Below are 26,915 nucleotides of genomic sequence, written 5' to 3' on the forward strand. Positions count from 1 at the left end.
ACAGGCGGTGCGGAGACGGGAAGGTGCACAGCCGTGGCCTACATTAACAACTTCGACACCGTCGGCAGCAACGACGCCGCCCTGGTGGGCGGCAAGGCGGCCAATCTGGGGGAGCTGGCCCGGGCCGGGCTGCCGGTCCCCGCCGGCTTTGTGCTGGGCACCTCCGCCTATGCGGACTTTGTGGAGGCCAACTCCCTGGCCGCGGACATCGCCGCACTGGCCGCTGTGCCGTCTGGTGCGGCACCGCAGGCATATGGCACGGCGTCGGCGGGGATTGCGGCACTGTTTGGCCGCGGCGTGCTGCCCCCGGCCATTGCCGCCGAGCTCTCCGCGGCCTACCAGCAGTTGTGCCGGGATGCGGGGGGCGGCGGGGACTTGGCCGTGGCCGTGCGCTCCTCGGCCACCGCCGAGGACCTGACATTGGCCAGCTTCGCCGGGCAGCAGGACACCTTCCTCAACGTCCGCGGCGACGCTGCCGTGGCCGCGGCCGTCGTGGCCTGCTGGGCCTCGCTGTGGACCGCGCGGGCCATGGCCTACCGGGACCGGGAGGGTGTTGACGCGGCCACCGTCCGCCTGGCGGTGGTGGTCCAGGCGATGGTCGAGGCCGACGCTGCGGGCGTTCTGTTCACCGCCAATCCGGCCAATGGACGGCGGAACGAAATCATGGTCTCCGCCGCCTGGGGGCTGGGGGAATCGGTGGTGGGCGGGTCCGTGAGCACCGACGACGTCGTCCTGGCGGCCGGCACGGGCCGTGTGCTCTCCCGCCGGACGGCCGAGAAAACGGTCATGACCGTGTACGCCCGGGAGGGCACCAGGGAGCAGCCGGTGCCGCTGCCCAAGCGCTGGCAACCGGTGCTCGACGACGTTGCCGCCGCCGCGCTGGCCCGGTGCGGCGAGGCGATCCAGGCGCACTTTGGCGTGCCGCAGGACGTGGAGTGGGCGCGGGCGGGCGGGGAATTCTTCATCGTGCAGTCCCGGCCCATCACGGCGCTGCCCGAGCCCGTGGGGGAGGTGCCCAGCCAGTGGCCGGTGCCCTACCCCCAGGGGATGTATTTCCGGGCCAGCATCGTGGAACAGCTGCCGGACCCGCTGACGCCCCTGTTCGCGGACCTCATTGACCCCTCCGTGACCCGGTCGTTGAACGGCCTGCTGGCCCAGGCCTTTGGCACCAGTGCCCTGCACGACGGCGATCTGGGCCTGCCCACCATCAACGGCTATGCCTACTATTACTACCGGACGGCCGGGTTCTGGCGGTTGATCGGCAAGTCGCTCGGCGCCGTCGGCAAGCTGGCGCGCGGGCAGTCCGGGATGGGCCTGGCGGGCTGGCGGGACATCTCGCACCCGCACTATGTGGCCCGCTTGGCCGGCTGGGCGGGGAAACCGCTGGCGGACTTGCCCGGCCGGGAGCTGCTGGCGGGTGCCTCGGAGCTGCTGGATGCCGGCACCGCCTACTACACGGCGGTGCAGTCCGTCATCCCGGTCGCGGCCTCGAGCGAGATCGCCTTCCGGACCTTCTACGACAAAATGGTGCGCCGTGCGGGCGACCCGTCGGCCGCCACCTTCCTGCTGGGCTATGACAGCGAACCCATCCGGGCCGAGAAATCGCTCTACGACCTGGCCGCGTGGACCCGTGCGCAGCCCGGGCTGGCGGCGGCCCTCCTGGCGGCGCCGGCAGCAGACCTGGCCCGGGCCGTACTGGCCGGGGAAGGGCTGGCTGGGGCGGAGCCGGCTGGTGGAGAGCTGGCTGGGGCGGAGCAGGAGTGGGCCCAGCGGTTCCGGACGCACCTTCAGCGGTATGGGCACGCCGTCTACAACCTCGACTTCGCCAATCCACTGCCCGCCGACGAGCCTTCTGCCCTGTTGGAGACGCTGAAGTTCTACCTGCGCGGACTCGGGAAGGATCCATACCAGCGACAGCAGGCATCCGCCGACAGGCGCGAGGAGCACACCCGCGTGATCCTGACCCGGCTGGATCCGGTCCGCGGGAAGACGTTTGGCCGCTTGCTGCGCTGGGCGCAGAGGGCGGCGCCGGTCCGTGAGGACGCGCTGGCGGACATTGGCCTGGCCTGGCCGCTGATCCGGCGGATGCTGCTTGAATTGGGGCGGCGGCTGGTGGCCTCCGGCGTCGTCGCCGAGCCCGCGGATGTGTTCTGGCTGCACCGGCGCGAGGTGGAGAGCGCCATTGGATTTGGCCTGGCCGGCCCGGATGCCGCGGCGGCCGGCGACCGCGCCCGGGTGGCCATCAGCGGGGCGCAGCGCCCGGCCATGGCCGACGACGTCGAGCAGCGCAAGATGCTCTGGCGCGGCCAGCGCAGGGCCACGGCGCCCCAGCTGCTGCCCGAGAACCGCTGGATGGAGAGGATGTTTGGCTCCATGATGCCTGCCGGTTCGCAGAACCAGCAGGGCGAAACCATCACCGGGGTGGGCACCAGTGCCGGCCAGGTGGTTGCGGCCGCCCGCGTCCTGGGCGGTCCGGAGGACTTTTCGCTGATGCAGGCGGGCGAGGTGCTGGTGGCCCGGATGACCACCCCGGCCTGGACGTCGCTCTTTGCCATGGCCGCCGGCGTCGTCACCGATGTTGGCGGTCCGCTGAGCCACAGCTCGATCGTGGCCCGCGAATATGGCATCCCGGCGGTGCTGGGGACCGGCGTGGCAACGCAGCGGCTGGCCAGCGGCCAGCGCATCCGGGTGGACGGCGATGCGGGCACCGTCAGGGTCGAGCACGACGACGGCGGCCGGCCACCGGCCGCCCCGCCCGGCCAGGCGGAGGATGCCTAGGAGGGCGCTGAACAAGGGGCAATTCGGGGCCGCGGGTTTGGCTGTCGCACCTTTCCGGGGCCTTTGGCGGCCCGCTGGGGGTCTCCTTTCTGATCGCCGGAGATCTGGTTCGTGATTTTTGCGGGCCTTGTACCTCCGTTCGTGGCTCCCCGCGGCTGGGATTTGGCCCAGGACCGGGGTGGGGGCCCTTTCCGGGTCTTATCCCAGGGCCCAGGCCCCGTTGTGGCGGGTGAGGCCCAGTTTCAGGAGTCGCCGGAGGTTCAGCGCGGCGGTGCGGACCTGCAGCCAGGCGTTGTTCTTTTCAACTCCCCGGTATCTCAGGGCCCGGTTGCCTCCGGCGACCAGCCAGCCGATGGACCGTTCCACCAGGGGCCGGTGGGCCCGGTAGTCGTGCCGGAACCCGGGCTCGAGGGCGGCGGCCCGGTGGGCGCGCTGGCGGGCGTGGTGGACGGTGATGACGACCTTGCGCCCGCCCTTGGCCGTGGTGCATTTCTCCCGCAGCGGGCAGGCCTTGCAGGCGGTGCCGAAGTTCACGTTGCCTCTGGCGCTGATGGTGCGCACCTCACCTTTGGGGCAGGTGAGCGTGTTCTTTGCTTCGTCGTGGGTGAAGTCGTCCAGGTCGTAGCCGCCGGGCACTGCCGGGCGCAGCGGCCTGGGCTTGACCAGCCCCTGGTGCCCGGCCCCGTCGAGGTGTTCGAGCATGGGCCCGGAGCCGTAGGCCGAATCGCCAAGCATTTGGTAGTCAACCTCCGTATCCTTCATGGTCGGATCGGCGGCGGCCAGCCCGATTCCGGCCTCCGCGTCGCTGGAACCGGGGCCGGCGGCCCGGGTCATCACGGCGCTGGTGTAGAGCCCGGTTTCCGGTTCGGCAATGATGTGTCCCTTGAACCCGTCCATCATCACCGAGCGGGACTTGTGCGCGTGCCTGGCCTCGGGATCCACGATGGAGACCATCCGGTCCCGGGCGACCTTCCGGGCGATCCGCCACCGCCCGTCGGTGCCGTCGGAACCCTCGGCCGGCTCCACGTCCTGGCCCGAAACCAACGCCAGCAGCACGTAGGCCTGCGCCTGCGGCGAGTCTTCTTCCAGGGTGTCGGGATCCACCGCGCCAAGCAGGGCCAGGGCGTCGGTGACCAGCCCCGAGACCAGGGCGTCCTTCGCTTCCTTGTCGTCCCAGGCGATGTCCGGCTTGCCCACGTGCGAGTAATCGTAGGAGGTGGCATGGACCGCCATGAGCGTGGCCCCGTGCTCCATGGCCCTGCCGAAACGGCGGATCACGGCAATCAGCTGGGTGATGGTGTCCTGCTGCCGGGCCACCGCATCGGCGAACACGGTCGAATCCACCGCCCGGCGGTGCCGGCCGGTGAGGACACCGGTCGCGGTGATGACCTGGGCGACGGCTTCGGTGATGCGGTGCGGGTTGCTGCTGCCGCGCAGGCGGTTGCGCCAATGCACCAGCGCCGTGGGATGGAACGCGGTCTCGGTCAGCCCGTACCCGCAGGCGGCCTTCCACCGCAGGTCAAAGGTCAAGGCTTCGGCGGCGGCCCGGTCCGAGAGACCCTCCAGGGCCTGCAGGACCAGGACGGTGCCGATGACCGCGGCCGGGATCGAGGGCCTGCCCCGGGTGGAGGGAAACAGGTCCTCCATCATCGAGTCCGGGAAAAGCTCCGAGCGGTGCCCGGCCAGAAACGCGTAGGCACTCCCCGGGGCCAACAGCTCCCCGGCCAGCGCCTCCACATCCAAATACCCGCGCTGGGCCTCTTCAATTCCTTGCATGCATCCAGTCTTAAGGACCAGGACCCGAAGTCCAGCAGGCGCGCCTTAAACCACCCAAATTGTTCAGCACAGTCCTAGGCCTCAGCCGCCGGCCAGCGGGGCCGGTACGCCATCCAGCTCGGCCACGAACGTGTCCAGGTCCAGGCGCCCTGCCGCATCGGGGGTGTTGTCAAAGACCACGTGGCGGGCCGAGCGCCACTGGCAGGCGCTGGACTGGGCACCGGCCCAGAACTGCTCCCAATGGTTGATCTTCCACTCATCCCGGGGGTAGCCGCGGGCGATGATGCGTTGGCGGACGATCTCGCCGTCGACGCGCACATGCACCACCACCATCTCCGCCGCAGGCCAGCCCTGTACGGCCGCAATGGCGTCGATGTAGCCGTCGTCGGCAACGAAGCGGCCAAAGGGGGCGTCGAGCACCACGTCGTTGCCGGCCAGCAGGTTGTCGCGGGCCAGATCCAGGATGGTCTGGTATTCAAGCGGGAGGATCCGCTGCTGGTAGAACTCGTTGTTGTCCCGCTCGTTGACGTCGGACCCATTGATCCGGAGCAGCATCTCCGTGAAGCGCCTGGTGGCAGTGTCCTTGTCGATGTAGGCGGCGCCGAAATGCGCGGCGATGCGTTGGCTGACACTGGACTTGCCCGACCCGGCCGGGCCGATGACAAAGAAAACCTTGGGCATTTTGCTCTTCAACAATCTCTTGTGCGGTGGGAGGTATGGACCCGGCCGGGGGCCGGCCCGCCAGCCGGCAAGGTGCTAGGCCGAGGCCCGGCGGTCCTTGACGAAGAGGCCGTAGGAGAGGGCTCCCACGATCAGGAGCACGCCGCCCACCAGGAACACCAGGGTGTAGTTGCCGCCGGTTTCGTTCAGGATGTAGCCGGTGACGATCGGTGCCAGGGCCGCGCCCAGGAAGTCACCGAAGTTCTGGATGGCGCCCAGGGAGGCCACCTGGTTGGACTCGGCGATGTCCGAGGCCAGCGTCCACAGGACACCGATGGGCACCTGGGCCGCAAAGTAGCCGACGGACAGCAGCGTGATCGCCAGCGGCGTGCTGTCCACGTAGGCCACGGGCAGCACGGCGGCGGCAGCCAGCAGGGCCCCGCCCACGATGGGCAGCTTCCGCGCCGTGATGGTCGGGATGCCGCGGGCGATGGCCTTGCCGGAAATGAACCCGCCGGTCAGCACGCCGATGATGCCGCAGAAGAAGGGCAGGGCGGCGAGCCAGCCGGTCTGGCTGAGGCTGAAGCCGCGGGTGGTGTGCAGGTACCCGGGCAGCCAGGTCAGGTAGACCCAGACCGTGTAGAAGATGCCAAAGGCGCCCAGGACCATGAACCAGGTGTTCTTCTGCTTGAGCAGCTCGCCCCAGCTGGCCTGCTTTTCCTTGGGCCGAATGGCCTCCTCGAATTCGGCGCCCTTGATCAGGATCTGCTCTTGGAGCGTGGGATCCCGGTAGATGCCCAGCCAGACGAGGGCGACAATGATGCCCAGTGCGCCGATGACCACAAACATGCCGTGCCAGCTCATGGTCAGCATCAGGAACGTCAGCAGTGGCGGTGCGATGGCGTTGGCGATCTGCGAGCCGGTGTTCACGATGGAGACGGGCAGCGCCCGTTCGGTCTTGTTGAACCAGCGTTCGGAGACCTTCAGCCCGGAGGTGAAGAACGGCGATTCGGCAATGCCCAACGCCACCCGGGCGGCATAGAGGAAGCCGAACGAGTTGGCCAGCGAGGACAGCATGGAGATGACCGACCACAGCCCGGCCGCCCAGGCGAACATCCGCTTCGGGCCGAACTTGTCCACCAGGTAGCCCGCGGGCAGGTTGGCGATGGCGTAGGGCCAGGAGAAAGCGGACAGCAGCAGCCCCATCTGCAGCGCATTGAGGCCGAATTCCTTGGAAATCGTGGTGTTCGCGATGCTCAGGTGGTTCCGGTCCAGATAGTTCACGATTCCGCCGATGACGAGCAAGGCAATCAGGAACCACCTGATCCTCACCGCTTGAGGAGTTTGGCCTCGGTGGTGGCGGATTCTGCTGATGTTTGGCTCACGCAGTGCACTCCTTTGTGTTCTGAACGACAGTCGTTGTCGGGGTGGAAAGTGGTAGAGCCCGCTAGGGTGTGTCTCCTAATCAGTGGTTTTGCGGTTTGGCATGATTGATGGGTGCCTTCTCGCTATTCCGTGTTGTCCGATGCCCAGTGGGAGTCCATTGCCCCGTTGATGCCCGATTCGTCGGGGAAACCGGGCCGACCCTTCAACGACCACCGGCTGATGACCGAGGGCATCATCTACCGCTACCGGGCAGGGATCCCATGGCGTGATCTCCCTGCCTATTTCGGGTCGTGGAAGACCGTGTGGAAGCACCACCGCCGCAACGCCGCCAACGGGACCTGGGACAAGGTCCTGGCGGCGTTGCTGACCCGCGCGGACACGGCCGGGCTGATCAACTGGGAGGTCTCGATCGACTCCACGGTCAACCGTGCCCACCAGCACGGCACGAACCTGCCCCGCCACACAGGGGGACCTGTCGAATTACAGAATCTGCTCGACGAGCCTGAGGACCATGCCATCGGCCGGTCCCGCGGCGGGCTGACCACCAAGATCCACGCCCTGGTGGATGGCAACATGCGTCCCCTGGTCCTGCTGCTGGGGCCGGGCCAGGGCGGGGACTCGCCGATGTTTGAGAACCTCATGGAGGCCCTGAAGGTAGAAAGGCCCGGTCCCGGCCGGGCCCGCACCCGCCCGGACCGGGCCATGGCCGACAAGGCCTATTCCTCCAAAGCAATCCGGGCGTACCTGCGCGGGCGGGGCATCGAGTGCGTTATCCCGGAAAAGGACGACCAGAAGGCCAACCGGAAACGCAAGGGCTCCGCCGGGGGACGCCCCGTCAGATACGACAGGGACGCCTACAAACGGCGCAATGTGGTCGAGCGCAGCTTCAACACCCTCAAGCAATGGCGGTCCCTGGCCACCCGCTACGACAAACTGGCCCTCACCTACCGCTCAGCGGCCGTCCTGCACGCCGTCGTCATCTGGAGCGCCGCATTGGGAGACACGCCCTAGCGGCGGGCGTTGTCTATGGCGGCCAGGAAGATCTCGGCGGCGCGGGCCACCTTGGTGTAGTCGCCGTCGGCCTGGGCGGCCTTTGTCACAAAACTGCCCACACCGACCGCGACGACACCGGCGCCGAACCAGTTGCCAACGTTGTCCGGCGTGACACCGCCGGAGGGCATGATCGGGGCCTGCGGAAGCGGCGCGAGGATCGTCTTGACATAGGACGGGCCGCCGAGTTCGGCCGGGAACAGCTTCACAATGTCGGCGCCCGCCTCGAGGCTGTTCAGCACCTCCGTGGGGGTGAAGGCGCCGCTGGCCGTGACCGCCTGGTAGCAGTTTGCGGCGGCAATCATCTTGGGGTTCAGCTGCGGGCTCACCAGCGGCCGGGCACCGGCCTGGACGGAGGCGAAGGCTGCCTCGGCGTCGAGCACCGTGCCGGCGCCGACGACGACGCCCTGGTCGGAGTACTTGTCGACGAGCCGGGCGATGACGCCCAAGGCGCCGGGAACGGTGAGCGGAACCTCGACGGCGCGGATGCCGCCCTCGATGGCCGCTTCCGCAACGCGGTAGGCCTCATCGGTGCTGCCCAGCCGAGCGATCAGCAGGGCACCGGTGGAAACAATGGCTTCTAAAACTTCATATTTTCTTAACATCGATTAAGAAGCGACCCCAAATCTTCACAAATCAGAATAGGCTGTGAAAACTTGTTAAGCTTGTGATGTCGACATTGAGAAGGAGCCCGCCGATGAGTTCCATGCCACCTTTGATCCCGGAGCAGCGCCAGCAGGAGATCCGGCGCCTGCTGCGCCGCGAGGGCGTGCTCAGCATCCGCAATCTGACGCATGCCATCAACGTCTCCCACATGACGGTCCGCCGGGACATCGCGGCGCTCGAGGAGCTGGGCGAGGTGGTCTCCGTCCCCGGTGGCGTCCGGCTGGCCAACTGGACCAGCCAGGAGCCGCCGCGCGAACGGGAATCCCGCGCACAGCTGGAGCTGCCCCGGAAACAAGCCATTGCCGAGGTGGCGGCCCGCTTTGTCGAGGACGGCATGGTGGTCTTCCTGGACGCCGGCACCACCTGCCAGTCAGTGGTGCCGTACATCAGCGGCCGCAAGAACATCACAGTGGTCACCACCGACTTCTACGTGGTGACCAGCCTGTTTGCCTACCCGGAGGTGGAGACCATCCACACCGGCGGCGTGGTGGACGTCTCCAGCGCCTCCAGCTGCGGCCGCATCGCGGCGGAGTCCATCAAGTCCATCAACATCGACCTCGCGTTCCTGAGCACGGGCACGTGGAGCATGGCGCGCGGCATCACCACGCCATCCATGGACAAGGTGGAGGTCAAGCTTGCCGTTCTGGAGCAGTCCTCGGAGTGCTTCCTGCTGGCGGACAGCACCAAGTTTGGCGCGGTGGCGAAGTTCAACGTGGCGCCGCTGGACCGGCTGGACGCCGTCGTCACGGACGAGCAGCTGCCGGCGGAAATGCAGGAAAACATCGCCGAACTCGGTGTCACGGTGCACCTTGCCTCGTTGGGCACCCCGCGTTCCTGAGCACGACGGCGGCTGCCGTCACCGCGGCCGCCGTCACCGGGGCAGGGTGGCGGCGATGGTGGAGAAGACCAGGGCAAATTTGATCCCCACCAGCAGCACGCTGGCCACCGTCAGAACGATCAGGATCCACACCGGCACGAGGCCGCGGCCCGGGGCGACCTTGTGGACAATGACGGAACGGCCAATGACGTACACCGGCGCACCAAGGAATGCCCAGGCCCAGTGGAACGGCCGGAGCACACCGGCCCGCCCCAGGGCCTGCCAGTCGAAGTACGCCAACACCACCGACGCCGCATAGATAATCCAGCCACTGGCGACGAGCACGACGTACATCGGCGTAAACACGGCAGCCGGATCCAGCGTCCGGAGGTGTTGCGGGCCCAGCTCAACGAAGCGGAAGGTGGGGTTCCACAAGAGCTGGAGCGGGAGTGCCAGCAACGGCAGCAGCACCACCAGCCAGATCATCGGGTTGTAGACCGGCGTCTGCGGGCCGAGCTGCGGACGCGGGGCAGGCGGACCCTGCAGCGCGGTCGGGCCGGTGTGGCCGGTCCAGACCCCGCCATCCCACCAGCGCTCCCGCGGCCCGCCGTCCGGATCCGGGTACCAGCCGGGAGGGATGGGTCCCGGGTGCGGATGATCGGCCATCACACTGCTCCTTGGTGGACAGGACGGACTGGCCCAGACCCAGGCGCTGCGGCCGCGGCCGCCGCCGCAGCCGCAGCCGCCGAGGCGGATTCGCGGGCCAGGAACGCGCCGAGTTCGCTGATGGTGCTCATCAGTGGAGCCGGGAAGACCACGGTGGTGTTCTTGTCCACGCCGAGTTCCACCAGTGTCTGCAGATTGCGCAGCTGCAGGGCCAGCGGGTGGGCCATCATGGTGTCGGAGGCCTGGCCCAGGGCCGCGGCGGCCAGCGATTCGCCTTCGGCGGCGATGATCTTGGCGCGCTTCTCACGTTCGGCCTCCGCCTGCCGCGCCATGGCACGCTTCATGCTGTCCGGCAGTTGGATGTCCTTCAGTTCCACCAGCGTGACCTCAACACCCCATTCCAGGGTCAACCCATCCAGGATCTGGCGGATGTTGGCGTTGATGACGTCCGTCTCGGACAGCGTCTCGTCGAGGGTGTGCTGGCCCACCACCTTGCGCAGGGTGGTCTGGGCAATCTGGTCGATGGCCGCGTAGACGTTCTCGATGGCGATCACGGACTTCACGGCATCCACGACCCGGAAATAGGCGACGGCGGAGATGTCCAGGCTGACGTTGTCACGCGTGATGATCCCTTGGGACTGGATCGGCATGGTGACGATTCGCAGGGAAACTTTCCGCAGCCGATCAATGACGGGGATGATGATCGCCAGACCGGGTGTCCGGACCCGCTGGACGCGTCCCAGGCGGAAGAGCACACCGATTTCGTACTGGGTGACGATGCGCACTGCCATCGAGAACCACAGGATGGCCAGGACGATGAGCACCACGATGAGGGAGATGGCCCCCGTACTCATGGCCGCGCTCCCGGACGTGCGGTCCGGAGGGATGTGTACACGGGAGTGGTCCTTTTTGCCGATGGTAGGGAGGGGAGCCCATTTCCGCAGTCCGGGCGGCAGGACCCGCCCGGACTGTAATCCCAGTAGAGACCCTGGAATCTCGGCGTTCAAGGGTACAAAGGCCCCTCGCCACCAGGGATTTCCGGCCCGGCCCAAAGCGGAACCAACGGGGTGGGCCCACACCCCCGGGGGACCCGCGGCGAGCCTGCGAGATGTGGGAGGGGGTGGGGACTAGCCGTCGAGGCCACATGCGCCCATGATGGGAAGCACCTCGCCTAGTGAAAGGACAGACCATGACACCGGATGCCGTGGACCCCGTAGAAGTTCTGAGCGAGGAAGAGTGCTGGAACATCCTGCTTGGCGCAACGCTGGGACGCCTGGCACTGAGCGTGGCAAACCAGCCGGAGATCTATCCGATCAACTTCACGGCCCATGACGGACGGCTGCTCCTGCGGACCAACCCCGGGGACAAACTGTTCGAGCTCACTGTCAACGAGAACGTGGCGTTGGAGACCGACGGCATCGGCAAGCAATCCGTGTGGAGCGTGGTGGTCAAGGGCAAGGCCCGGCAGCTGGAGTCCGCTGCCGAAATCGAAGCCGCGGAGCGGATTCCCCACCAACCATTGACGTCCATCAGGAAGCGGGTGTTTGTCGAGATCGTCCCGACGTCCATCACCGGCAGGCGCCTGAACCGCGGCCCGGAAAACGACGAGCTGACGGCGAGCGACTTGTACTGACGCCTTGTGGCGGCGCCGGACGCCCGTTGAGGGCCGCTGCGGCAAGTGGGTGCCAGGGAAGGAATGCAGATGGTTCAACCGATCGTCGTCGGTGTCGATGGGTCGGACACGGCCAGAACGGCCGTGGACTGGGCCGCACGCCGGGCCCAGCGGCTCGGAAGCGAGATCCTGCTGGTGCACAGCGTGCCGGAGTATTGGCTGCCGGCCACCGACACCTACTTCCCACCGCTCATGAAGGCCCTGGCCCGCTTGTTGGAGGCCGAACGGGACAGGATTTCGTCCCTCCTGTCCCACTCCTCGATCCACACGCTCATCCGGATGGGGGAGCCTGCCGTGGTCCTGGGCGAGCTGTCCGCCGAGGCAAGCCTCGTGGTGGTGGGCACCGACAAGCACCCCGGCCTCCACGGTGAAGGGTTCGGCGCCGTCAGCGTGCAAATAGCCACAGTGAGCCTGTGCACCGTCGCCGTGGTCCCCCGCAAGCCGCCGGACGCCGCTGGCGGGGTTGTGGTGGGGGTGGACGGATCACCCGAAGCGGACCTGGCCCTGCGGGTTGCCGCTGCGGAGGCCCACAGCCTGGGGCGGCCGCTCACCATTGTCCATGCCAGCCCGATTCCCAATCCGTGGCTCCGCGGGCACCTGCCGTCCTGGTCCGTGCGGGAAAAGATCGAGGCGGATCAGCACCGGATCCTCGGCACGGCGGTGGAGGCGGTTGCGGCACGCTATCCCGCGCTGGAAGTCCACAGGGTTTTTGAATCGCGGCGCGGCCCGGCGGAGGCGCTGGTCCGTGCCGCAGTGGGTGCCGGACTGCTGGTGGTGGGCAGCCGGGGGAGGGGGAACCTGGCGCAGGTGATGATCGGGTCCGTTGGATCCGACGTCCTCGCCCACATTTCCTGCCCCACCCTTGTCACGAGGAAAGCCGTGCGACAGCACTAATTTTCATGCCGGTTGGGTCTGGGCGGCTGTGCAGGTGATGATGACTTTGAGCGCCTTGGTCTGGGCCGCCCGGGCGAAGGTGTCGTAGGCGTCGAGGATGTCCTCGAACGCGAATGTGTGGGTGGCGAACCTGGCGGCTGGGAGCTTGTGCCCGGCAACGAGCCGGAGCAGCATGGGCGTGGTGTTGGTGTTGACGAGCCCCATGCTGATGCTGATGTTGCGGATCCACAGATCCTGCAGGGGCAGATCGACGCTGCGGCCGTGGACCCCGACGTTGGCGACATGTCCGCCGGGCCGGACGATCCCGATGGCCATGGTGAAGGTCTCCGGCAGTCCGACCGCTTCGATGGCCACGTCGACCCCGGCGCCGTCGGTGTGGGCCAGGAGCTGCTCTTTCCAATCCTTGGCGGAGGATTCCACTGTGGCTGTGGCGCCGAATTCCTTGGCCTGCGCGAGCCTGTTCGGATCCACGTCGACGGCGATGATGGCAGCGGCTCCGCAGAGGCCGGCCGTGGCGATGGCGGCCAGCCCGACGGGGCCGGCGCCAATCACCGCCACCACATCACCGGGTTTGACGCGGCCGGCCTGGACGCCGATTTCGAACCCGGTGGGCAGGATGTCCGAGAGCATGACGGCTTCGGCGTCGCTGACGCCGTCGGGGAGCTTGTACAGGGAGTTGTCGGCGTAGGGAATCCTGACGTACTCGGCCTGGGTGCCGTCAATCAGGTGTCCGAGGATCCAACCAATGCCGGGCTGCCCCTCATCGCCCAGGCAATGCGAGTACAGGCCGGTGCGGCAATTGGGACAGTGGCCGCAGGACTTGATGCAGGAGATGAGCACGCGGTCGCCCACCGCGACGTCGTGGACGGCCGGGCCGGTCTGGGCCACTGTCCCCACGCCCTCGTGGCCAAGGATCCGCCCCGGCCGGACGGCGGGAACATCACCCTTGAGGATGTGGAGGTCCGTGCCGCAGATGGTGGTCGTGTCCACGCGGACGATCGCGTCGCCGGGGTGGACCAGTTGCGGGTCAGGGGCGTCCGCCCATGATTTCCCGCCGGGGCCGTGGTAGATCAGTGCTTTCATGGTGGTCCTTTCCAGGGTGGCGCCGGGGCGTTATTCGAAGACGGCACGCCGCGGGTCGTTGGCGGGAGCGGCCCAGATGTCGGGCTTGACGGCGGCAAAGCGCCGCCCGCTCAGGTTCAGCTCCGTGATGCGGACGAAGTGGTCTTTTGGCCCGGACTGCCACGGGAAGACGGGCAGCCCGGTGGCGGCGAGCCGGTCGGTGGGCCGGGCCAATTCCTCGGCGGCCCCGCGCAGGACGACACTCCAGGCGAGGTTTGCCGCGCCGTCGTACCCGTCCACCTCCAGCGCAACCGGGTTGCTTGTGTGGATTCCGCCCAGTTTGGTCCCTGGGCCGGTGCGGAAGACGACGGTGCGCTCGTCCACCACGTAGTTCAGCGGAAAGATGTCCGGATGCCCGTCGACGATGACGGCCAACCGCCCCACGGATGTGGATGCCAGCAGCTGCCAGCATTGGACGGCCGTCAGTTCCTCAACGCCGGATGCCTGATTCTCGTTCATGCTTCCGACCTTACGGACGGGGCCAACCGTTGGTTAGGGGCTTAAGGCCCCTGCCGTTCACTCGGGCGAGGCCTGCGGCGCATTGGCCTGCGCGGTCCACCACTCGGCCGGCGGCGTGACCTTGAACCTGCGGCCGGTGACGGAGGTGGGGGAGATGCGGATGAATGAATCCTTGTGGCCGGACTGCCAGGGGAAGAGCATGAGCGAAAAACTGTCCAGGACGTCATCGGTGGAGCTGATGGACGCGGTGGATCCCTTCACCACCACACTCCAGGCAACGCCGGTGTCGGCGTCGACGCCGTCGGCCTCCAACGCGACAGGCGTTTCGCCCAGGGCGGCGGCAAGCTTGGTCCCTTCGCCCGTGCGGAAGACAACTGTTCCGTGGTCGACGGTGTAGTTGATGGGGAAGATGTCGGGGTGGTCCTGGACCCATACCGCCAGCCGCCCCACGGACACTCCGCGCAGCAACCCCCAGCACTCGTGGGCAGTCAGGTCTTCAGTTTCGGTGATGGCTGGTTTGTTCATCATGCGGCCGAGCCTAGGCGCACTGGATGGACAGGGGTAGAGGACAAGGGCCCACGCTGCTCCCCGGCTTCGGGCCGGCAACCGCACATGGTTGCCGGCTGCCGCCGGGGGAGTATCCTTTCGTCAAAGCGGCAGGGCATCGAGGGGTGCCTGCGCTCCCGACGCACGGCCAACGCATGGAGGTTCCAGTGGAAGACTCCCAGCCGCACGACGGACCAACCATCCTGCCGCCCTCGACCGTCACCCGGATCGAGGATCTCCTCAAGGAATTCGTCTCCCGGGCCGGTGAGCTGTTGCATACCCAGGAGCGCATGGCGGGCCTGTTGTCAGCGGTGGTCTCCATCGCCGAGGAACTCAGCCTGGACGCCGTGCTGCGCCGGGTGGTTGAATCCGCTTGCCACCTGCTCAAGGCGGACTATGGGGCGCTGGGGGTCATCGGCGAGGGGCAGGAGCTCAGCCACTTTGTCACCCAGGGCATCGATGCGGATCTGGCGGCGCTGATCGGGCCGCTGCCCACCGGGCACGGCGTCCTCGGGCTGTTGATCCGCGATCCCCGCCCCATCCGCCTGCCCAACCTCCATGCCCATCCGGCATCGAGCGGATTCCCCGAACACCACCCACCCATGGACACCTTCCTTGGTGTTCCCATCCGGGTGCGGAACACCGTCTTTGGCAATCTGTATCTCACCCAGAAGCAGGGCGGCGGGCTCTTCACCGCCGAGGACGAGGATCTTGCCGTGGCGCTCGCCGCCGCAGCGGGCTTCGCCATCGAGAATGCCAAACTGTTCGGCGACGCACGGCTGCGCTCGCGGTGGCTGGAAGCCTGCATGCACGTCGCCGGCACGATGATGGGCAGCGAGGCGCCGGGCGCTGATTCCGGTCCGGCCCTGGTTGCCGCCACAGCCCTGGAAGTGTCCGATTCCGCCGTGGTCTTGGTTGGAGTCCCTGCGCGGGAACAGGCATTGCCGACCTACATCTGCGCAGCGGCCGGGGAGGCATCGGCCGGTTTTCTGGGCCAGTCCCTGCACCTTGATCCGGCCGTGGTGCACCGGGTGCTGTCGACCGGGGAGCCGGTGGCCTTCGACTCCGCCACGGACATCCTGGGCTCCACGGACGGCGCTCCGCTGGGTCCCGTCCTGGTGGTTGCCTTGGGCACGTTGGGGGTTGGCCAGGGCGTCCTGGTGCTGGCGCGGACTGCAGGGGACGGGCGGTATTCGGCAGCCACCATGGAAATGGCGGCACTTTACGGAGCGCAATGCGCCCTCGCCCTGGAATTGGCCCGGGCCCGCACGCTGCGTGAGCAGCTGGTGCTCGCCGCCGACAGGGACCGCATCGCCAGGGATCTTCACGACGTCGTCATCCAGCGGCTCTTTGCGGCGGGACTAAGCATCCAGACCCTGAAACGGTTCACCGGCGATCCCCGGGCCACCGAACGGATCGGCACCGTTACGGCGGAGCTGGATGCGACCATCAGGGACCTTCGGGACACCATCTACTCCCTGCGGGCCACCTCCGGACAGCGGGACCTGCTCAGCAGCCAGATCCTGCGCAGCGTGAAGAAGGCGACCCGGCCGCTTCCGTTCACCCCGCGCCTGCATTTGGCCGGACCCATCGATTCGGACATTCCGGCCGAGATTGCCGGCCACGTCCTGGCCGTCCTCTCCGAGGGCCTCAGCAATTCCGTGCGGCATTCCGGGGCCGGCACGATCGAGGTCACCGTTGCGGTGGACGATGGACGGCTCACCGTCACGGTGGACGACGACGGTTGTGGGTTCAGTGCCCCTGTGCGCCGCAGCGGCCTGGCCAATCTGGACCACCGGGCACGCGAACTCAACGGACGCTTCAGCGTGGACAGCGCACCCGGCGAAGGGACCAGGCTGGCCTGGTCGGTGCCCCTCGGCGCCGGGCCCCACGCCTAACGCCCCTGGCCCTCAGCCGGAGGAGGAAGGCTGCCACCTCGAGGATCCCGCAACAAAGACCGCAGCCTGGGTGCGCCGTTCAAATCCCAGCTTGGCGAGCAACGACGAGACGTAGTTCTTGACCGTTTTCTCGGCCAAAAAGAGTTCCTCGCCAATCTGGCGGTTGGTCATGCCCTGGCCGATCAGGGCCAGCACCCGGCGCTCCTGGGCGGTGAGCATGGCAACGCGGGGATCGGCCCGCTCCGGCTCCGTCAGCCCCCGGACGATGGTCGATTTGAGCGATGCATCAAAGAGTGAGTCGCCGCGTGCGGTGCGCCGGATGGCGGTCAGCAGATCCATCCCGCCAATTTCCTTCAGCACATAGCCCGATGCCCCGGCCAGGACGGCGCCCCGCAAGGCCTGTTCGTCGTCGTAGCTGGTGAGGATCAGGCACCGCAGCGAGGGATCCACCGAACGGACGTCCCGGCAGACCTCGATGCCCGTCCCGTCCGGGAGGCGCGCATCGAGCACCGATACATCCGGGTGCAGGGCCGGGATGCGCCGGGCGGCCTCGACGGCGGAGCCCGAGGATCCGATGACGGCGAACCCCTCGTCCTCGAGGAGCTCCGCCAACCCGCGCCGGACCAGCTCGTGGTCGTCCAGGACAAAGACCCGGATGGGGCGTTGTCCATCGATGGGGGGCGGCTGGTTCGGCGCTGCTGGACTGTCCATGGTCCCTGCTGCCTCCAAAGCTCGTACGCCGGTGCCGGTTTGGACCGGCCTTGCCATTCTGCGGGGCCGGCTGGCTGCCCGCAAGGGACAAAAGCCTTTAGGCCGGGGTCGAATGGGACTTGCTCCCTGCTGTTGTGCCCGGACGCCGCAGGCCGGCCATGGCCGCCGGCAACGTGGCGCCGTATCCACCCGACACCATGGCCAGGAAGGCCACCACGCCCAGGGGCACGGAGTGCATCAGCAGCGCGATGGCCAGCAGCGCGATGCCAAGGGCCAGAAAGCCGAGCCCGCACAGGAGGAGCCGGAGGGAGCGGCGGTGCACGGAGGGTTGGCTGAGGCCCTCGACAAACTCCGGGTCCTCGGCCAGCAGGCGTCGCTCAAGTTCGTCGATGATGTTCTGGTCATGCTCCGACAGTCCCATGGCGGCAGCCTCCCGGCTTTGTGGCGTCCATCGTGGTGAGCGTTGCTTTCGCCTGCTCCATTTCCCCTCTGATCCTTCTCTGCCGCCAAGGGTCCCACCAGAGTCCTTGGACCCGGGTTTGTCCGCTCGAACCGTCCCTGTCCGCGCCACCGTGCCCGGCGTAGAATTCGAGAACCAAACGGCCGGTTCCGCGTTCCGGGGCCGGTGGATGTTCCAGAGCAGATGAATTTTGTTGGACCAGCGAAAGTGGACTTGCGGTGGCCACTACCCTCGTGCCGGCGATCCACGAACGGATCGCGCAATGCACCACGTCGATCCTTGTTGAACGCCTGGTGCCCGGGGCGCAGCTGGTTGTTTCCGTCGACGGCACGGAATACAGCGCAGTTGCCTCCGGGGCTTCGGTGCAACTCGCGGTGCCACCGCTGGCCGGCGGGGCGGTTGTCCGGGCCAAGCAGGATGCCGGATCCGGTTTCACCCCGTGGTCCGCGGACGTGGAGGTGGAGGACGCCCTGCTTCCCCCGATTACGTCCCCCCGGCTTCCGGAGGAGGTGGGTGCCTGCAGCCAGTGCGTGCACGTGTCGGGCCTGGTGCCCGGCGCTGTCGTCGAACTGGCCCTCCAGTCCTCCGGTGGCATGGTGGGCACGGGAACCGCCGACGGCGCGGGCACGGCCTGCGTCGACGTTGACCTGTCCGCCAACCAGGGCAAGGGTGCCGATGTGCTGGGCGCCCGGATAGTGGTCTGCGGCCAGCCGGGGCCCCCCTCCAGTGCACCGGTCGTCGCCAGCCCCCGGCTGGCGAAGCCACAGGTTCTTGGACCGCTGTTTGGCTGCCAGCGCATGGTGCCCACCAGCAACCTCACCCCCGGCGCCAGGGTGCGGTTCGAGATGGGCACCGATGATCTGGGCAACCTGTGCTCCTGTTCCGCGGCCGTCAACGCCTGGTTTGGCAGCGACCTGGTGGCCGGGCGCCAGGTGCGCGCGGTGCCCTATTGGGACTCGGTCCAGTGCAGCGGGGACGGGCCGCCCAGCGCGTGGGTGCTGGTGGTCCCGCCGGACGGACGGATCAAGCCTGTTGTCCTTCCGGCGCTGGTGGCCGGGGACCGGACCATCCGGGTTGGCAACCAGATTGCCAACGCCACGGTGGTGGTCCGGATCCGTCCGGACGAACACAGCGATTTCGAGGAATTCGGGCCGGCCGCCACCAGCGAGAATCCGGAGTTTGGCCTGAACGCGCCGCTGGCGCCCGGCAATGTCGTCACAGTGGTGCAGACCCTGTGCACCGTCGCGGTGGAGTCGGACCCCGTCACGGTGCTGCCGGGCCCCGCAGCGGTCCTCCCGCCGGTGGTGGTGCCGCCGGTGAACCGCTGCGGTGCTGGCATGCTGGTGGCGAATCTGCACCAGGGGGCGCTGGTGCGGGTCTTCGCCGACGGCATCCCGGTGGGCACCGCCTGGGCCGGGGACCGGAGCAGCATCGAGGTCCCGGCCAACGTCGCGGCCCACATGTCCATCACGGCCACCCAGTTTGTCGGGGGTGTCGGCAGCCTGCCCTCCAGCCCGCCCGTCGAGGTGGGCACCGCCGCGCCGGTGGTGCCGCGCATTCTGGAACCGGTCGCCACGGGGGACCATGCGGTGTGGGTCAGCCATGTGACCCCGGGGGTCCGCGTCACCGTCTGGAGCGGCACGGTGCGGCTGGGCAGCGCGGAGGCCGCGGAGCCGGTGGTGCAGGTGCCCGTTGCGGCGCTGGACGGTCCCGTCCATGCCACGGCCCTGCTGTGCGGGGAGCTGGTACAGGGCCCGGACGTGGCGCCCATTGCCCCGCCGTCCGGCGCCGGTGGTTTCAGCCAACCGGGCGAGGAGCCCAGGATGTACGCGGACTTCCCCGTCCCGGCAGCCGCAGACGGCGGCGCCTTTCCCATGCCGATCCAGGGCCAGCTGTACTTTCCGTCCAACGACGGCAAGACCTGGCCACGCGGCGCCCGGAATGTGCCGCTGGTGGTCATTGCCCACGGGTATTGGGCGCCGGGGGTGGGCAGCTATCTGGGCTACGACTACCTGGGCCGCCATCTGGCCCGATGGGGCATGGCCGTCTTCAGCCTGAACCTGGACGCGGTGAATGCGGAAACCCACTTCGCCGACCCGCACCAGTTCGCCCGGGGCGAGATCATCCTGCACACCATCGATGCACTCGCCGCCGACCCGGGCCTGGCCGGGAAGCTGGACACCTCGCGGGTGGGGTTGGTGGGGCATTCCATGGGCGGTGAAGGCGTGGTGCTGGCCCAACATCTGAACGCGGGCGGGGCGCGGGGCTATGGCATTCGCGGCGTGGTGAGCATTGCGCCCACCAACTACCGCACCGAAGTCAGCCTGCGGGACGCCAAATACCTGCAGCTCCTCGGCTCGATGGACCTGCTCAGCCGTTCGCTCCTGGGCTCGGCGTGGCTGAACGGTTTCAGGATCTATGACCGCGCGTTCTCGCCCAAGACCCATGCGTGGATCTACGGCGCCCGGCACAATCCCTTCAACAGGAAGTGGCTCCAAGCCGGCGACACCTTTGAAGCACCGTGGGCGGATGCGGCCCTGCCACCGTCGGAACACGAGAACATTGCGCGCACCCTGGTCAACGCCTTCTTCCAGGATGCGTTGTTCGGGCGGCACGCCTATGCGGGCTACCTGGAGGGGACAGTGGTGCCGCAGTCCCTGCGCCAGCTGGAGCTGTACGTCCAGCACCGGCACGAGCCGCGCACGGTCATCGACAATTTCGGGGATGTAGACGAGCAGGCGTCGCTGGCTGCGCAGCCGCTGGACAAGACGGCGAACAGCCTGGCGCTGCCCGCCGCGGCGGAAGGGTCCGGGCTGCTCTTCTGGGACGATGTCCAGCACACCGCCTCGGGGGCGGCCACGCCCCACGAGACCCAAAGCACCGAACTCTCGTGGAACCCGCCCTCGGCGGCGGATGCCCGGTACGGCACCGGTGCCGGCGGGCCGGCGGCAACCCCAAGGGATGCGGTCTCGTTCCGGGTGGGCCAGTTCTACCCGGACGCGTCCCTCAACCCGGCCGGCGCCGCCGCCGATCTGCTGGTGACCCTCGACGACGGCGGCCAGCAGGCCACCGTCCGCGCCGGAGCCATCGGGCCCATCCCGTATCCCGATGTCCGCGACGCCGCGGCAGGGCTGTGCCCGATGCGGACCATCAGGATCCCGCTCGACGCCTTCACGGCGGCCAACGCTGCCTTTGATCCCGAAAAAATCCAACGGATCATTTTCGGCCTCACGGCCCGGCCGACGGGGCGAATCTTCGTCGACGACATCGAAATCACCAGCTGAAGGGAGGCTCCGACATGGCACCGGCACAGGAGCACGGTCCCGGCACCGGCCGCGGCCGGCAGGAGGCACAGGGACGCCGTGCGTGGATCCGCGTCGACCGGGCCACTGTCAGTGCCTCGTCCACCCGCGGCGTGTACGACGTCGCCATCACGGGGGTGAACCTGCACATGGCCGTGGTGCCGCCGCGGATCCTCGTTGGCGGGGTTCCCCTCCAACAGCTGTCCTTCGAGCCGGGCGGCGGCCGGATCACCGGCGTCCTCAAGCACAGGCCGGAGGGCGGCAGCGTCAGCGTGGACTACGGATTCGCCAGCGGAGAGGCAACACTGCACCGGGCAGACCCGGAGGGACCGGCCCCGGCAGGCTAGGCGGCCCCGGAACGGGGCAGCAGCGGCCGCAAACGCCAAGAAGGGAGGGTGCACCCGATGGCTCGGATGCACCCTCCCTTCCCGTACCTGGCGGCCGCCAGGCGCAATCCCTAGGGGACGCCGGCCCCGCGGGCCGCGATGTACAGCGAATACCACTCGGTCCGCGTCATGAGCCTGGACTGGGCCTCGGCATCCCGGCAGGCGCGGATCCTTTCGGGGTTCTTCGTCCCGATCACGGCATCGATGCCGGCCGGGTGCTTCAGCAGCCAGCCGAGCACGATGGCCTCCGGGGTGGTGTCCCGCGCTGCAGCCAGCGAGGCCACCAGGTCGGCGGTGGCCGCCTCGGCGGCGGTGCGGCCCTCGCCGGGACCGGAGTAGATGCCCTGGGCCAGCGGACCCCAGGCCTGGAGCCGGACCCCGTTGCTGCGACAGTACTCGATGGTCCCGTGCGGGAACGTGTTCCCCGCCGCGTCCGGGTGGTTCACCGTGATGGTCGAATCCAGCCAGTCGTGCTTGTGCAGGCTCAGCTCCAGCTGGTTGGCCACGATGGGCAGTTCCAGCTGTTCCGCCAGCAGCGCCATCTGGGCACCGGACATGTTGGACACGCCCACCTCGCGGACCATGCCGGCCTCGTGCAGCTCACGCAGTGCCCCCGCCACCTCGGCCGGGTCCATCAGCGGGTCCGGACGGTGCAGGATCAGCGTGTCGACGTAGTCCGTCTTGAGCCGTTTCAGGCTCTCCTGGACCCGCTCGAGGATGGCCGCACGGCTCAGGTCGTAGTAGGAGTCCAAGCCGCCATCGCCCAGCCGGATGCCGCATTTGGTCTGGATCTTGATGCGGTCGCGCAGGCCAGGCGTGCGCACCAGCACCTCGCCAAAGACGGCCTCCGACTTCCCGACCCGGTAGATGTCGGCGTGGTCGAAGAGCGTGATGCCGATCTCCAGGGCCGCGTCGACGGCAGCTGCCGCCTCATCGACGTCGGCACTGCCGTAGGGGGTGGGTGCCCAGTCGCCGCCCAGGCCCATGCAGCCCAGGACCAGCCGGCTGCCGGCCGCGGCGCCCGGTGCGGCCGGTGCGCTCAGTGTGCTCATGCGCCGGACCCGGTCCGGGCAAAGCGCAGGGTGGCGATCTGGAACGGGCGCAGCGCCACCGTGACGGTGCTGCCGGCGTCCGCCACCAGGGCGTTGGCCGCGATCGGACGTTCCAGCAGGTCCGTCTCGTCCACCGCGGCGTAGCCGAAGCCGGGAGCAATGGTGGCGGTGGCCTTGGCCCCGGAGGACTCGTAGAAGCGCACCACCACATCGCCGCTGCCGTCGTCGGCCAGCTTGGCGGCCGTGACGACGACGGCGTCGTTGTCCACGGCAACCAGCGGCTCAACGGTGTTGGAGCCTGCCACCACGCGGGCCGGCAGGTTGATCTGGTAGCCGGAACGGACGGCGTCCAGCACGCGGGCGCCGGGCACCAGCGAGTAGCGCACGGTGTGGGTGCCCTGGTCCGTGCCCGGGTCCGGGAAACGCGGGGCGCGCAGCACGGACAGGCGCACTGTGGTGGAGGTGCCGCCGTCGGGCGAGGAACTGCGGGCGATGTCGTGGCCGTAGGTGGAATCGTTGGCGATGGCCACCCCGTAGCCCGGGTCCTCCACCTGCACCCAGCGGTGGGCGCAGATCTCGAACTTGGCCGCGTCCCAGGAGGTGTTGGAGTGGGTGGGGCGGTAGATGTGGCCGTACTGGATTTCCGAGGCCGAGCGGTCCGCATGGATGTCCAGCGGGAAGGCCAGCTTGAGGAACTTCTCCGTCTCGTGCCAGTCCACCGTGAGCTCGGTGTCGACCTGGGCCGAACCCACCTGCAGCCGCACGGTCTGGTCCACGGTGGAGGAGCCGAAGGAGCGGCGGATCCGCACGCCGTCGGTGCCGTCCAGTTCGATGGAGTCGACGCCGGTCAGGTCCACCACTGTGTTGCGGTAGAACGACTCCACATCCCAGGCATCCCACATATTGGGGAAGTCCGGGTGCATCTGCAACAGGTTGCCCACCCGGCCCGCGGGCAGGACCTCGCGGCCGTTGGCCAGGTCGAATACGCTGGTGAAGAGGCCGTTGGCGTTGATCCGCACGCGCAGCGTGCCGTTGTCCAGCACCCAGCCTGCGCCGTCGGCGGAGACGGTGGAGCGGACGACGGCGGCCGGCACCGGCGCCGCGGCGCGGGAGGCAATCCCGGCGCGGGCGTGCGGGGCCGAGTTGAAGACCAGCTCGGTGCCGGTGCCCGGATCGCCCGCGAGTACCCGCTGGGCGGCGTCGATGATGGTGTTCAGTTCCTCGGCAACGGCGGCGTAGGTGTCCACGGATTCGCGGTGCACCCAGGCGATGGAGGTACCGGGCAGGATGTCGTGGAACTGCAGCAGCAGCACCGACTTCCAGATCCGGTCCAGTGCCTCGTACGGGTAGGCGAAACCGGTCCGCACGGCGGCGGTGGCGGCCCACAGCTCGGCTTCGTAGAGCAGGTGCTCGCTGCGGCGGTTGCCCTGCTTGTTCTTGGCCTGGGAGGTGTAGGTGGCGCGGTGGAACTCCAGATACAGCTCGCCGGACCAGACCGGCGGGTTCTTGTATTCGTCCTGGGCGCCCTGGAAGAACTCCGCCGGGGTTTCCATCACGACGCGCGGTGCGCCCTCCAGGGACTTGTTGCGCTTGGCGCGGGCCAGCATTTCGCGGGTGGGTCCGCCACCGCCGTCGCCCCAGCCGAAGGGTGCCAGCGACCGGGTGGCCTGGCCCTTCTCCTGGAAGTTGCGCACGGCGTGGGCGAGTTCGCGGCCGGAGAGGTCGGAGTTGTAGGTGTCGATCGGCGGGAAGTGCGTGAACACCTGGGAGCCGTCGATGCCCTCCCAGTTGAAGGTGTGGTGCGGGAACTTGTTGACGGTGTTCCAGGAAATCTTCTGGGTCAGGAACCACTTGGAGGCCGCGAGCTTGACCAGCTGGGGGAGTGCCGCCGAGTAGCCGAAGGAGTCGGGCAGCCAGACCTCCTGGGTTTCGATGCCGAACTCGTCCAGGAAGAAGCGCTTGCCGTGCACAAACTGGCGGGCCAGGGCCTCGCTGCCGGGCATGTTGGTGTCCGATTCCACCCACATGCCGCCCACCGGGATGAACTGGCCGGAGGCGACGTGGGCCTTGACCCGGGCGAAGACGTCCGGGCGGTGCTCCTTGAGCCAAGCCAGCTGCTGGGCTTGGGACATGGCGAACTTGAAGTCCGGGTTGCTGTCCATCAGGTTCACGACGTTGGCCGAGGTGCGGCCCACCTTTCGGACCGTCTCGCGCAGCGGCCACAGCCAGGCGGAGTCGATGTGCGCGTGGCCGATGGCGCTCAGGCGGTGGGAGCTGGCGGCGGCGGGGCGTCCCAGCACCTCCTTGAGCGCGCCGCGGGCGGCGCCCACGGTGGAGCGGATGTCCTGCAGGTCGATCTCGTCGAGGGAGGCTTCGATGGCACGCAGCACCTCGAACTTGCGCGGATCCCCGGCGGTGAGCTCGGCGCTGAGCTCGCCCAGCGTCTGCAGATCCTGGCACAGCTCCCACAGCTCGGTGTCGAAGTGGCTGATGTCCGCACGGGAGAGCCGGTACAGCGGGCGGGTGCCGGCGGTGGACTTCTCGCCCAGGAGCGTGGGGCGGAAGGGGTCGGAGCCGAGGATCATCGGGTTGGCTGCTGCCTCGACGTAGACCTCGAAGCGGCCGTTCGGGGCCGTCTTGTCGTCGACGGGGATCCACTGGTTGCGGGGGTTGAGCCCCTTCACCACGGTGCCGTCCGGCAGGTAGACCAGGCCCTCGGCGTGGAAGCCGGGGCTCTCCTCGCCGAAGCCGATGTTGAAGATGCACTCCAGGTCCATGCCCACGGCGCGCTCGGGAAGCTCGGCGGTCAGGCGGAACCAGCTGGTGCCCCAGGCCGGACCCCAGAGGTCGCCGACGGCGATGGGTTCGTAGCTCTGGGCCAGGGCGGTCTGCGGGGATACGGGCTCGCCGGGGCCGCCGTCGACATGCCACACCGTGAGGTCCAGCTGGACCGCGGGGGTGTGGACGGCTTCCTTCAGTCGTTCGGAGAGGAGGCGGGCCAGGCGGTCCTCAATGAGTTTACGATCGTCGTGCATGGCGGAAAGGCTCCGTTCGGATTGGTGCGTGGGGGTGGAAAGCAGTGGGGTGCGGGCCGCGCTAGCGGCGCAGTGCCGCGAGAGTGGGCGTGATGTCCGCGGGCCTGAGGACCTCGGTGATGCCGCGTTCGGCGAGGTGCGCGCTGTCCGCTGCCTTGGATGCAAGCACCACCGTGGGCCGCGCACCGGCCAAGGCCAGGGTCATCCACGCTTCGAAGAAGGTGCCCCCGGGTGCGCACTGGGCGCGGTGCGGGGCAAGCGACTCGTCGCCGACGTCGAGCACCAGGGCGGTGGACCGTGGCTGTGCCGCGGCCCCGGCGTGCAGCGCCTTCCGGTGCCCGCGGGCAAAGGCCGACACCGCCGCCCCCTGTGGCTTGACCGTCTGGTCCGTGGTGAGCAGGCCCAGGCTGTACTCAAGTTCGGGGAAGTCGGCAAGTTTCCTGTCGACGTCGTGCGAGGACCACCAGGTAACGCCCCAGAGGTTCTCGCAATCGAGGGCGTACTCAAGGGTCTTGGTGGCGAACTCCGCGGCATCGCCGGCGCCGACGTGCGGGCTGGGCGCCCCGACCTCCTGCAGCCAGATGGGCATCGCCGGATCCGCCGACCATCCCCTGGCCGTTTCGATCAGGTACTCGGCCAGCCGGAAGCTGGGCTCGCTCATGCCGCCGTAGAGCTGGGCGGTGTTGTTGAAGATCCAGGAGTGGACGGTGTTCATCGACCCGTGCCGGGAGGCCATGGACGGGAGAAAGCCATGGCGTCCGTCAAAGAACGCCGAATCGTACTCCGAGTGGTGGTGCCAGGCCCGCGGGGCACCCTCGGCGCAGGCGGCCAGCATGGTGCCCATCCAGCGCTCGGCCTCCCGGGGCGTGGCGGGCTGCCGCTGCGGGTGGATGGCCGAGGAGAACTGGCTGAACTCATTGCCCAGGCTCATGCCCAGGAAATTGGGCCGGTCCGCCAGCGAAGCGGCGATGGCCCGCAGATAGGCCGCCTGCCCGTCCACGATCGTCGGGTCGGTGAACAGGTTCTGCTGGTGCCAGCTCTGGGTCCAGGCCGGCACAAAGTCAAAGCTGGACAGGTGGCCCTGCAGGCCGTCCACCGACACGTCCAGGCCGCGCTCGGCCGCCGCATCCACCACGCTGCCCAGATCCGCCAGCGAGCGGGGGCGGATGAGCGTGCGGTTGGGCTGGAAGTGCGGCCAGAGCGCGAACACGCGGATGTGGTCCATGCCCAGTGCGGCGATCGCGTCGAGGTCGCGCCGCACCGCGTCCAGATCGAAATCCAACCAATGGTGGAACCACCCCTGTGATGGCGTGTAGTTGACCCCAAACCGGCCCTGGTGGTGACTCATGTGCCCTGCCTCGTCGACGTAGAAAATTCCTGGTGCCAAGGCAGCGGTCTCCGCTGGGGCGGGAGGAAACCTCCCCCGCTGCGGGCTGGAACTAATGCGATTTAGTCCCTGTGCCGTTGGCTCAGATATGACCATACAGACCGTGAGTGGCGTTTGCCTAGAGGTTTACTAATACGATTTAGTAAATTTCCGCCCAAAAGGCCGATTGGCTGGCCCCGGGGGCCGTCCGGC

General features: G+C 68.3%; 22 protein-coding genes. 8 read left to right on the forward strand and 14 right to left on the reverse strand.

Annotated elements, in window-relative coordinates; translation table 11 throughout:
- The first annotated feature begins 33 nt into the window (after positions 1-33).
- Positions 34-2,778: a PEP/pyruvate-binding domain-containing protein gene (locus tag ACQCSX_RS03015; RefSeq protein ID WP_427017603.1), complete on the forward strand. Its 2,745-nt coding sequence runs from the start codon at positions 34-36 to the stop codon at positions 2,776-2,778.
- A gap of 198 nt (positions 2,779-2,976) precedes the next feature.
- Here ACQCSX_RS03015 and ACQCSX_RS03020 read toward each other — a convergent pair whose 3' ends face one another.
- From ACQCSX_RS03020 to ACQCSX_RS03030, 3 genes are all read right to left on the reverse strand, one after another.
- Complete coding sequence (locus ACQCSX_RS03020; RefSeq protein ID WP_427017604.1) at positions 2,977-4,554, reverse strand: IS1182 family transposase; 1,578 nt, start codon at positions 4,552-4,554, stop codon at positions 2,977-2,979.
- Between the two features lie 81 nt (positions 4,555-4,635).
- Entirely contained in the window at positions 4,636-5,235 is a 600-nt protein-coding gene (locus ACQCSX_RS03025; RefSeq protein ID WP_427017605.1) for an AAA family ATPase, read from the reverse strand.
- A 75-nt stretch (positions 5,236-5,310) separates the two neighbouring features.
- Positions 5,311-6,546, reverse strand: coding sequence for an MFS transporter (locus ACQCSX_RS03030; RefSeq protein ID WP_427017606.1), 1,236 nt, complete (start codon positions 6,544-6,546; stop codon positions 5,311-5,313).
- A 165-nt stretch (positions 6,547-6,711) separates the two neighbouring features.
- Here ACQCSX_RS03030 and ACQCSX_RS03035 point away from each other — a divergent pair, with 165 nt between their 5' ends.
- Positions 6,712-7,611: an IS5 family transposase gene (locus ACQCSX_RS03035; RefSeq protein ID WP_427017607.1), complete on the forward strand. Its 900-nt coding sequence runs from the start codon at positions 6,712-6,714 to the stop codon at positions 7,609-7,611.
- On the opposite strand, the gene ACQCSX_RS03040 is transcribed toward ACQCSX_RS03035, so the two are convergent.
- Positions 7,608-8,255 carry a bifunctional 4-hydroxy-2-oxoglutarate aldolase/2-dehydro-3-deoxy-phosphogluconate aldolase gene (locus tag ACQCSX_RS03040; protein ID WP_427017608.1) on the reverse strand — a complete coding sequence of 216 codons (648 nt, stop codon included), beginning with the start codon at positions 8,253-8,255 and terminating at the stop codon, positions 7,608-7,610. The genes ACQCSX_RS03035 and ACQCSX_RS03040 overlap by 4 nt on opposite strands.
- A 92-nt stretch (positions 8,256-8,347) precedes the next feature.
- Between ACQCSX_RS03040 and ACQCSX_RS03045 the strand changes: the two genes are divergently transcribed.
- Positions 8,348-9,154 carry a DeoR/GlpR family DNA-binding transcription regulator gene (locus ACQCSX_RS03045; protein WP_427017609.1) on the forward strand — a complete coding sequence of 269 codons (807 nt, stop codon included), beginning with the start codon at positions 8,348-8,350 and terminating at the stop codon, positions 9,152-9,154.
- A 33-nt stretch (positions 9,155-9,187) separates the two neighbouring features.
- Here ACQCSX_RS03045 and ACQCSX_RS03050 read toward each other — a convergent pair whose 3' ends face one another.
- Positions 9,188-9,799, reverse strand: coding sequence for a DUF2510 domain-containing protein (locus ACQCSX_RS03050; RefSeq protein WP_427017610.1), 612 nt, complete (start codon positions 9,797-9,799; stop codon positions 9,188-9,190).
- On the reverse strand, positions 9,799-10,653 hold the full coding sequence (locus ACQCSX_RS03055) for a slipin family protein (RefSeq protein ID WP_427017611.1): 855 nt from the start codon (positions 10,651-10,653) through the stop codon (positions 9,799-9,801). The genes ACQCSX_RS03050 and ACQCSX_RS03055 overlap by 1 nt, the downstream gene beginning before the upstream one ends.
- A 335-nt stretch (positions 10,654-10,988) precedes the next feature.
- On the opposite strand from ACQCSX_RS03055, the gene ACQCSX_RS03060 reads away from it, so the two are divergent.
- Positions 10,989-11,432 carry a pyridoxamine 5'-phosphate oxidase family protein gene (locus ACQCSX_RS03060; RefSeq protein WP_427017612.1) on the forward strand — a complete coding sequence of 148 codons (444 nt, stop codon included), beginning with the start codon at positions 10,989-10,991 and terminating at the stop codon, positions 11,430-11,432.
- 69 nt (positions 11,433-11,501) lie between these two features.
- Entirely contained in the window at positions 11,502-12,365 is an 864-nt protein-coding gene (locus ACQCSX_RS03065; protein ID WP_427017613.1) for a universal stress protein, read from the forward strand.
- A gap of 3 nt (positions 12,366-12,368) precedes the next feature.
- On the opposite strand, the gene ACQCSX_RS03070 is transcribed toward ACQCSX_RS03065, so the two are convergent.
- The 3 genes from ACQCSX_RS03070 to ACQCSX_RS03080 are packed head-to-tail and all read right to left on the reverse strand — an operon-like array spanning position 12,369 to position 14,474.
- The gene (locus ACQCSX_RS03070; RefSeq protein WP_427017614.1) at positions 12,369-13,448 is read right to left on the reverse strand and encodes a zinc-dependent alcohol dehydrogenase family protein; all 1,080 of its coding nucleotides are present in this window, start codon (positions 13,446-13,448) and stop codon (positions 12,369-12,371) included.
- Positions 13,449-13,478: 30 nt separating this feature from the next.
- The gene (locus ACQCSX_RS03075; protein WP_427017615.1) at positions 13,479-13,946 is read right to left on the reverse strand and encodes a pyridoxamine 5'-phosphate oxidase family protein; all 468 of its coding nucleotides are present in this window, start codon (positions 13,944-13,946) and stop codon (positions 13,479-13,481) included.
- Between the two features lie 57 nt (positions 13,947-14,003).
- Positions 14,004-14,474, reverse strand: a complete 471-nt coding sequence (locus ACQCSX_RS03080; protein ID WP_427017616.1) for a pyridoxamine 5'-phosphate oxidase family protein — start codon at positions 14,472-14,474, stop codon at positions 14,004-14,006.
- A gap of 185 nt (positions 14,475-14,659) precedes the next feature.
- Between ACQCSX_RS03080 and ACQCSX_RS03085 the strand changes: the two genes are divergently transcribed.
- Positions 14,660-16,390, forward strand: a complete 1,731-nt coding sequence (locus ACQCSX_RS03085; RefSeq protein WP_427017617.1) for a GAF domain-containing protein — start codon at positions 14,660-14,662, stop codon at positions 16,388-16,390.
- A gap of 12 nt (positions 16,391-16,402) precedes the next feature.
- Here the strand turns inward: ACQCSX_RS03085 and ACQCSX_RS03090 are convergent, their stop codons facing one another.
- Together ACQCSX_RS03090 and ACQCSX_RS03095 are read right to left on the reverse strand one after the other, a co-directional pair.
- Positions 16,403-17,101, reverse strand: coding sequence for a response regulator (locus ACQCSX_RS03090; protein WP_427017618.1), 699 nt, complete (start codon positions 17,099-17,101; stop codon positions 16,403-16,405).
- Positions 17,102-17,198: 97 nt separating this feature from the next.
- Complete coding sequence (locus ACQCSX_RS03095; protein ID WP_427017619.1) at positions 17,199-17,522, reverse strand: DUF3040 domain-containing protein; 324 nt, start codon at positions 17,520-17,522, stop codon at positions 17,199-17,201.
- A 257-nt stretch (positions 17,523-17,779) separates the two neighbouring features.
- Here ACQCSX_RS03095 and ACQCSX_RS03100 point away from each other — a divergent pair, with 257 nt between their 5' ends.
- Positions 17,780-20,845, forward strand: coding sequence for an alpha/beta hydrolase family protein (locus tag ACQCSX_RS03100; RefSeq protein ID WP_427017620.1), 3,066 nt, complete (start codon positions 17,780-17,782; stop codon positions 20,843-20,845).
- 14 nt (positions 20,846-20,859) lie between these two features.
- Positions 20,860-21,210, forward strand: a complete 351-nt coding sequence (locus tag ACQCSX_RS03105) for a hypothetical protein (RefSeq protein WP_427017621.1) — start codon at positions 20,860-20,862, stop codon at positions 21,208-21,210.
- 110 nt (positions 21,211-21,320) lie between these two features.
- Here ACQCSX_RS03105 and ACQCSX_RS03110 read toward each other — a convergent pair whose 3' ends face one another.
- The 3 genes from ACQCSX_RS03110 to ACQCSX_RS03120 all read right to left on the reverse strand — a co-directional run bounded on the left by ACQCSX_RS03110 (position 21,321) and on the right by ACQCSX_RS03120 (position 26,684).
- The gene (locus tag ACQCSX_RS03110; RefSeq protein ID WP_427017622.1) at positions 21,321-22,301 is read right to left on the reverse strand and encodes an aldo/keto reductase; all 981 of its coding nucleotides are present in this window, start codon (positions 22,299-22,301) and stop codon (positions 21,321-21,323) included.
- Positions 22,298-25,336, reverse strand: a complete 3,039-nt coding sequence (locus ACQCSX_RS03115) for an alpha-mannosidase (protein ID WP_427017623.1) — start codon at positions 25,334-25,336, stop codon at positions 22,298-22,300. The genes ACQCSX_RS03110 and ACQCSX_RS03115 overlap by 4 nt, the downstream gene beginning before the upstream one ends.
- A gap of 61 nt (positions 25,337-25,397) precedes the next feature.
- Complete coding sequence (locus ACQCSX_RS03120; protein WP_427017624.1) at positions 25,398-26,684, reverse strand: glycoside hydrolase 5 family protein; 1,287 nt, start codon at positions 26,682-26,684, stop codon at positions 25,398-25,400.
- Positions 26,685-26,915: the final 231 nt, after the last annotated feature.

This window comes from Pseudarthrobacter sp. P1 (assembly GCF_050156935.1).
GTDB lineage: Bacteria > Actinomycetota > Actinomycetes > Actinomycetales > Micrococcaceae > Specibacter.

What these genes read in the sequence shown, in the direction of transcription:
- ACQCSX_RS03060 (WP_427017612.1), top strand. Translation starts at nt 10,989, where the DNA reads ATGACACCGGATGCCGTGGACCCCGTAGAAGTTCTGAGCGAGGAAGAG.
- ACQCSX_RS03065 (WP_427017613.1), top strand. Translation starts at nt 11,502, where the DNA reads ATGGTTCAACCGATCGTCGTCGGTGTCGATGGGTCGGACACGGCCAGA.
- ACQCSX_RS03110 (WP_427017622.1), bottom strand. Translation starts at nt 22,301, where the DNA reads ATGAGCACACTGAGCGCACCGGCCGCACCGGGCGCCGCGGCCGGCAGC.
- ACQCSX_RS03070 (WP_427017614.1), bottom strand. Translation starts at nt 13,448, where the DNA reads ATGAAAGCACTGATCTACCACGGCCCCGGCGGGAAATCATGGGCGGAC.
- ACQCSX_RS03050 (WP_427017610.1), bottom strand. Translation starts at nt 9,799, where the DNA reads ATGGCCGATCATCCGCACCCGGGACCCATCCCTCCCGGCTGGTACCCG.
- ACQCSX_RS03025 (WP_427017605.1), bottom strand. Translation starts at nt 5,235, where the DNA reads ATGCCCAAGGTTTTCTTTGTCATCGGCCCGGCCGGGTCGGGCAAGTCC.
- ACQCSX_RS03020 (WP_427017604.1), bottom strand. Translation starts at nt 4,554, where the DNA reads ATGCAAGGAATTGAAGAGGCCCAGCGCGGGTATTTGGATGTGGAGGCG.
- ACQCSX_RS03040 (WP_427017608.1), bottom strand. Translation starts at nt 8,255, where the DNA reads ATGTTAAGAAAATATGAAGTTTTAGAAGCCATTGTTTCCACCGGTGCC.
- ACQCSX_RS03105 (WP_427017621.1), top strand. Translation starts at nt 20,860, where the DNA reads ATGGCACCGGCACAGGAGCACGGTCCCGGCACCGGCCGCGGCCGGCAG.
- ACQCSX_RS03090 (WP_427017618.1), bottom strand. Translation starts at nt 17,101, where the DNA reads ATGGACAGTCCAGCAGCGCCGAACCAGCCGCCCCCCATCGATGGACAA.
- ACQCSX_RS03095 (WP_427017619.1), bottom strand. Translation starts at nt 17,522, where the DNA reads ATGGGACTGTCGGAGCATGACCAGAACATCATCGACGAACTTGAGCGA.
- ACQCSX_RS03075 (WP_427017615.1), bottom strand. Translation starts at nt 13,946, where the DNA reads ATGAACGAGAATCAGGCATCCGGCGTTGAGGAACTGACGGCCGTCCAA.
- ACQCSX_RS03080 (WP_427017616.1), bottom strand. Translation starts at nt 14,474, where the DNA reads ATGATGAACAAACCAGCCATCACCGAAACTGAAGACCTGACTGCCCAC.
- ACQCSX_RS03120 (WP_427017624.1), bottom strand. Translation starts at nt 26,684, where the DNA reads ATGAGTCACCACCAGGGCCGGTTTGGGGTCAACTACACGCCATCACAG.
- ACQCSX_RS03045 (WP_427017609.1), top strand. Translation starts at nt 8,348, where the DNA reads ATGAGTTCCATGCCACCTTTGATCCCGGAGCAGCGCCAGCAGGAGATC.
- ACQCSX_RS03115 (WP_427017623.1), bottom strand. Translation starts at nt 25,336, where the DNA reads ATGCACGACGATCGTAAACTCATTGAGGACCGCCTGGCCCGCCTCCTC.
- ACQCSX_RS03055 (WP_427017611.1), bottom strand. Translation starts at nt 10,653, where the DNA reads ATGAGTACGGGGGCCATCTCCCTCATCGTGGTGCTCATCGTCCTGGCC.